The sequence below is a fragment of the Longicatena sp. 210702-DFI.1.196 genome (genome assembly GCF_020563125.1).
GTDB lineage: Bacteria > Bacillota_I > Bacilli_A > Erysipelotrichales > Erysipelotrichaceae > Longicatena > Longicatena caecimuris.
In genome coordinates, this window is record NZ_JAJCPX010000027.1 from 35,633 (window position 1) to 42,009 (window position 6,377).

5 protein-coding genes are annotated in these 6,377 nt (G+C 37.0%); 3 read left to right on the forward strand and 2 right to left on the reverse strand.

Annotation, left to right across the window (positions count from 1 at the left end; translation table 11 throughout):
* Positions 1–84: 84 nt before the first annotated feature.
* Positions 85–1,008 carry an aldo/keto reductase family oxidoreductase gene (locus LI241_RS11290; RefSeq protein ID WP_008687436.1) on the reverse strand — a complete coding sequence of 308 codons (924 nt, stop codon included), beginning with the start codon at positions 1,006–1,008 and terminating at the stop codon, positions 85–87.
* Between the two features lie 228 nt (positions 1,009–1,236).
* On the opposite strand from LI241_RS11290, the gene LI241_RS11295 reads away from it, so the two are divergent.
* From LI241_RS11295 to LI241_RS11305, 3 genes are all read left to right on the forward strand, one after another.
* Positions 1,237–1,812: an N-acetylmuramoyl-L-alanine amidase gene (locus LI241_RS11295; protein WP_008687437.1), complete on the forward strand. Its 576-nt coding sequence runs from the start codon at positions 1,237–1,239 to the stop codon at positions 1,810–1,812.
* Positions 1,813–2,297: 485 nt separating this feature from the next.
* Positions 2,298–4,331, forward strand: a complete 2,034-nt coding sequence (locus LI241_RS11300; protein WP_008687438.1) for a UvrD-helicase domain-containing protein — start codon at positions 2,298–2,300, stop codon at positions 4,329–4,331.
* Positions 4,332–4,826: 495 nt separating this feature from the next.
* The gene (locus LI241_RS11305; RefSeq protein ID WP_008687439.1) at positions 4,827–5,444 is read left to right on the forward strand and encodes an HAD family hydrolase; all 618 of its coding nucleotides are present in this window, start codon (positions 4,827–4,829) and stop codon (positions 5,442–5,444) included.
* A gap of 273 nt (positions 5,445–5,717) precedes the next feature.
* Here LI241_RS11305 and LI241_RS11310 read toward each other — a convergent pair.
* Positions 5,718–6,377 (reverse strand): site-specific integrase (locus LI241_RS11310; protein ID WP_227160457.1); only part of this gene is annotated, 660 nt, incomplete at its 5' end.

Genomic DNA, 6,377 nt, shown 5'->3' on the forward strand with positions numbered 1-6,377 from the left:
TTCTGTTAAAAAAGCATATGTGTGATCTACATATGCTAATTCTTTGATAAATTTTCTCAACCATTCATCTTTAAAATCTAAAACCTATGGCAAAGGATTTTGTGCAGCCACATAAAGGGAATACCATTCTTCACGCGTCAATACGATATCACTTGCATCGATGATATCTTTGATATGTGAGGTATTACATGAACCAAGTACCACCTGCATATTCGCAGGATGACGTAGTAACCAGGCAATTGCAATACCTGCCTTTGTTGTATGATAATCATCTGCTAATTCCTGTAACCGCTGATTCACTTCTGGAAATTTTGGATTATCAAGATAATTGCCTTCAAACATCCCATATAAGAAAGGTGACCAACATTGCATGGTAATCGCATGCAAACGACAGTAATCCAAGGTCATAGCGCCTCGTTCAATACCATGAGAATCAAATGTATTTACATTCAAACCAGCGTCGATCATCGGGGTATGCAGAAGGCTCATCTGCATCTGATTAATTTCAAGTGGCTGTTGCAGCGCCGTTTTTAATAGTTCAATTTGATAAGGATTATGATTGCTAACGCCGAAATGACGTACTTTTCCGCTGCTGTATAACGTATCAAAGGCATCAGCAACTTCTTTAGGTTCCATTAACGCATCAGGACGATGCAATAACAAATAATCTAGATATCCACACTGTAGACGCTCTAGGCTCTTATTCACACATTCGATGATATAGTCCTTAGAAAAATCATAGTGATTGGTTTCACTGCGATGAATACCACATTTACTTTGGATAAACATCTTATCACGCAAGGCAGGCTGTTTCTTCAGAACATTCCCAAAAATAGTTTCACAAACACCTTCTCCACCATAGATGTCAGCATGGTCAAAAAAGTTTATCCCATGTTCAAGATCAAAATGCAGTAAAGCATCCACCTGTGCTTCACTTAGATTGGATATGCGCATACAACCTTGCATAAGGGAAGGAACCCGCTGTCCACGAATCGTTACTTCTTTCATTCTTTTTTTCTTACATGCTGCTGTTCTGAAACAGTGGCATGTATTTTCCTTTCCGGTAAAGAATCAACACTTCGATGTGTTTATATCCTTATTTACCTCTTGCTTTTATTATAACAGTCGGATGAAAAAAGAACATGTATTTTTCTGCATTCTTACATGCAGTCTAGGCAACTATACCAGACCATTTCACTCACTTTACATACGATAAGAAAGAAAAGAGGGAAATTTATGGCGATTAAAATTTTTATTGATCAAGGACATAACATAGGGAACGTCAATGCAGGAGCAAGTGGAAATGGAGTCGTGGAGGCAGAGGTAACCTATTGGGTCGGGATTTATCTGGCTGCTTTGTTATTTGCCGATTCCAATTTTGATGTTCGAGTATCCAGACGTACCTTAGATACAGTGGTAGGAACCGATCAGAGTTCTTCCTTACGTGCGCGTGTCGATATGGCCAATGATTGGCCGGCAGATTATTTTATCAGTATCCATGTGAATTCTAATCCCAATCCAGCTATCAATGGAACAGAGGTATATGTATATTCATTAGAATCTACAGCAGCTGAATTGGCTCATGAAGAACTAGATTCTATTGTTGCATTTGTTGGCACAAAGGATAATCTGGTAAGAGCAAATCCTTCATTATATGTATTGCGTAGAACAGCTATGCCGGCAATCTTAGTAGAACTGGCATACCTTAGCAATCCTCAGGATGCGGTGAAACTTAAAAATGAACAGTTCCGTTTTGCCTTTGCCATGTATATTGGTTTGTTGAATTACTTTAATTTACCTTATGAATTATAGAACTATACAACATCCTTACTTTAATGCTACCCAAAGGATAAATATAAAAGTAACTTACGAAAGGAAGCCTAGAATGATTTGTAAGGAAGAATTTTAACCTACCATCATCCCATTAGGAACCCCATGTGTTAAATTCAGCTATTCTAAAACACCGAGTACTTTGTCATGAGGATCGTTTTCAAAAACATCGTTTATATCATGTCATGAGTCTTGATATGCAACTATAACATAGAGCCATCTGCATAGGTAAGAAAAAAGTGTAGAAATGTTTGGTTAATCAGCAAGGTGGGTATCGTCTAAAGGGTAAATTTAGATGTATAGAAGAAAAAAAACAGGGAAAGATGCAGATGAAGATATAACGAAAAGACTGTAAGAGGTTACACTTGGAAAGTAGTAAAAAAGCAGAAAAATAGTTGGAAAATGTTAGATATTTAAGGGATTATACGTTATAATGTTTTACTGTAAGAATTTGAAAAGGTGAGTGTATGACAGAAGTAGAATTTTTAGAAGAATATGATCTAAAACTGGATGAACAACAGGTAGCTTTATTGACGTTGCAGCAACATCCAATGCTTGTGAAAGGTAAATCAGGGAGTGGTAAAACATTCCTTTTCTTGAGCCGTATTGCTTACCTATTGAAGAGTGAGATGGCGCAAAAGGAAGAAATGCTGAATATTGTTTATGATAAACGTATGGCAAAAGAGATGACGAAACAGTATCGCTTCTATTTTGGGGATGATGGTGAAATACCATCTTTTGTGGATATCTATAGTTTTGCTTATGCGCTGATTCGTCGTCATTGTGAAGCAACAGGAAGATTGTTACCTAAGGCTTATCGTGATATGAGCAGTGTGATACGTCGTTTATGTAAGGATATGTTTGCCATTACCTTAACAAAGGAACAATGCAGCGAAGTAATGGGGAAGATCAGTGAATGTCGCAATTTGATGATGCCGGAAAAACAGATATCAGAAATCATGATAGCGGATAGGAAGAACCTTGATTTTCTTGCATTATACAAAGAATATGCAAAGTTCAAGGATAAAAAAGATATTTATGATTATGATGATATTTTAGCCGTTGCTACGGAGATTTTAGTAAAAGATACGGTGCTATTAGAAGATGTGAAAAAGCATTGTCACTTTGTTCACGTGGACGATGCTCAGGAACTGAGTTTTCTTGCGCATATGTTATTAAAGATGGTTTCATCTTCAACACATGAGTTATTCTTATGTGCCGATATGGATGTTTCCATTGCCCAGCATAGAGCTGCTTATCCACAGGCTTTAGATGCCTTTACACAGACCTATGCCAATGGGGAAATCTTAACCAGAAATGGTAATTATCGTAATAATGCGACAATTACAGATGCCTGCAATCGTTTTTATTATAAAGATAAGGAAGGTCTGCAAAGTATCTCACAGGAAACATGTGAATTAAAGTTTAAAGGTTTTGCGGATCTATCTAAATTATATGCCTATGCCTTGAAAAAGGTAGAAGAAGACGAAGAGGAAACGGCTTTTTTATACCATGATTTTGCAATGGCAGTACCTTTGATTGAATTATTTAAAGAAAAAGGTATTTCATTCAGTTATCAGGGCAATATGAAGCATTTCTTACAAGATAAGTTTGTTAGAGATATGTGGAACTTTATTGAATTATTAATAGATCCTAGAGATATGCGAGCTTTTTATGAGGTATATGAAGCCATGGGGTTGGATATCTCGAAACGTGTTTTATTAGAAGTCAGTGAACGTTTAAAAGCAGATGAAGCGGTAGATGTATATCAGGCACTTATGGAAAGCAGCTATAAACAAGCAGGTAAAAAGAAATTAGCGTCCTTAATGGAACGGATTCGCATGGCTGAAAATAAATCTACTTTGGATATGGTCATCTTCATCAAAGAGAAAATGGGATATAATGAAACCTTACGCAAAGAAGGTATCGCTATGAATGCTCCTGTTATTTTAGCTTTTGAGATACTGGCACAGCGATATGAAGATCCGGATGAATTCCTATATCATTTAGGTGCATTAAAAGATTATCAGGCAGATCCTATCAGTCGTATCACGATTTGCTCTTTAGCGGATGCAAAAGGTTATGAATATGATCGTGTATGCATTTTAGATTGTATCCGTGGGATTCTTCCTCAAAAAGAAGATAGTCAGAAAGAGCGAATGCTGTTCTATCATGGAATGACAAGAGCGAAGCATGAATTGGAGTTTTTTGCCAGCAAGCGTTGTACGACACATCGTTTGGAAATATCTCCTTATCTGTATGAACTACATGAAAAGATGGAAGAAGAAAAAAGAAATGAAACAGCGACAGTTGCAACACCTACTGCCAAAAAACTGCGACTGACTTCTCTTAAACGAGGGATGATGATTCGTCATGTGCAGCTTGGTGAAGGAAAAATCATGAAAATTGCGGATGGCATGATGCATGTGAAATTTGCGGATGGTCTTAAGCAGATGAATATGAAGTTATGCATTGCGAATAAATTGATAGAGCTATGCTAAATCTATAGAGATGAAGAAGGTGTGTGTTCTCTGAAAATTAAGTTTTGCTTATGAAGGTGGGACACAGCTAAGTAATTAGGAGGATGGATATCCTAATTGGTTTAGGCAAAGTCCTCTAAATAGGTAAGAAGCAGGAAATAGTCCTATGGCGATTGAAAAGGTAAGGCTATTAGGAATTTACAGAGAACTCATCATTAAGTGATACCCTATAAGATAGACACGATAAAAAAGCGTGCTAAGCTTATAGGGTTTTTTTTGTATTAAAAGAAAGGGATGATAAAAAGAAGGGAACAATCAAAAGCAAATAGAAAAACTTGCTAAAGCTAACTATGTTAGATATCAAAGGAAAAGCATGTGGTATTTACGGATGAAGTTAAGCCTTTGGTGTTATAAGACTAGAAGATGATGAAAACTTTTAAAGGTGAAGAAAATATTTACAATGATCATAAAGAAGAAAAACCGTGTTACACTTAACACATATGAGGAGGAAAAGGGATGAAGGAACAACATATAATTTTTGATTTAGATGGTACGCTGATTGATAGCGAAGAGGCTGTGCTAAAAACGTGGCAGCAGACATTACTAGCTCAGGTGAATAGATATTTTACATTAGAAGCGTTGCGTGTGGTTTTAGGCATTACCAGCAAAGCTGCTTTAAAGATATTGCAAGTGGATGTAAAGGATGATTTTGAACAATATTGGATCAAGCAATATGAACGATTCGCAAAAGAAATGAAGTACTTTGATGGTATGGAAGATATGCTTAGGGAACTGACACAAAGAGGATGCACGTTAGGCATTGTCACTTCTCGCACTAAGGAAGAATATGATCGATATTTTACTCCTTTCCAGTTCAATAAACGATTCTCAATTATACTATGTGCGGATGATACCTCAAAACATAAGCCTGATCCGGAACCACTTTATAAATATTTAGAAGTAAGTGGTGCCGATAAAGCTAATTGTCTTTATATTGGCGATATGTTAACCGATATACGCTGTGCAAAGTCCGCCGGCATGCGCAGTGGTTTCGCAAATTGGAAACAGTCGAATATAACTGGTGAGGCCGATTACATCTTTACCGATCCTAAAGATATTTTATTGTTATTTTAACTTATCGATTGCTTTGTTAGGTACGTGGCTTGAAATAAATCATATCTATTATTTATCAACTATGGGATGAAAGTCATAGCTATTTTGAGATACGTGAGTTAGATAAAATTATATATGTCTTTTTGACTATCTTTTTATATCTTCTTAAATGTCCGCAAAGCCTTATTTTATCGGCTCTACGGGCATTTTGCTTTTGTGGTAAACCTCACATATCTAGGTCTATCTTCTTATATTTTCGCTATCAAGCGTGGTTAAAATCGTGGTAAATACTTCTTATGCAATTAGACGCTGAACCTCTGATTTTGCGGTATCTATGGACGCATGAGCGTACCAGTTCATTGTGATACTGATGTTTGAATGTCCCATGATATACTGTAAATCTTTCGGGTTCATGTTCTTGCTTGCCAGTCTTGTGCAGAATGTATGGCGTAGCGTATGCGGTGTGATATGTGGCAAGGGATTGTCCTTGTGGTGCTTGTTGTATTTCTTTACCATACGGACAAATAAAGTGCTGTAATCAATGGCAACTTTCGGCTTGCCTTTATGATTGACAAACAGAAAATTGCTCCGTCCGTCTTTCACAAATGGTTCTGCCTTTGAGCGTTTCTTCATAACCCGTTGAAATGCCTGTATTGTTTCTCTGCTTAATGGCACTTGCCTTATTCCGCTCTTTGTTTTAGGCGTTTCAATGTAATAGCCCTGTTCCTTGCTCTTTAATAACTGGTGGTCGATAACCACAACTTCATTCTTGAAATCAATATCGGCTACTGTCAATCCACACAATTCCGAGATACGAAGTCCTGTCTTTAACAGTATCAGCACATCATCATAATGCTTATGATACACATTGTCCGTCTTGATAAATGAGAGTAAGGCTTGTTCCTGTTCCTCTGTCAATGCGACTTTCTCTTTGGTATCATTTTCTAGGACTTC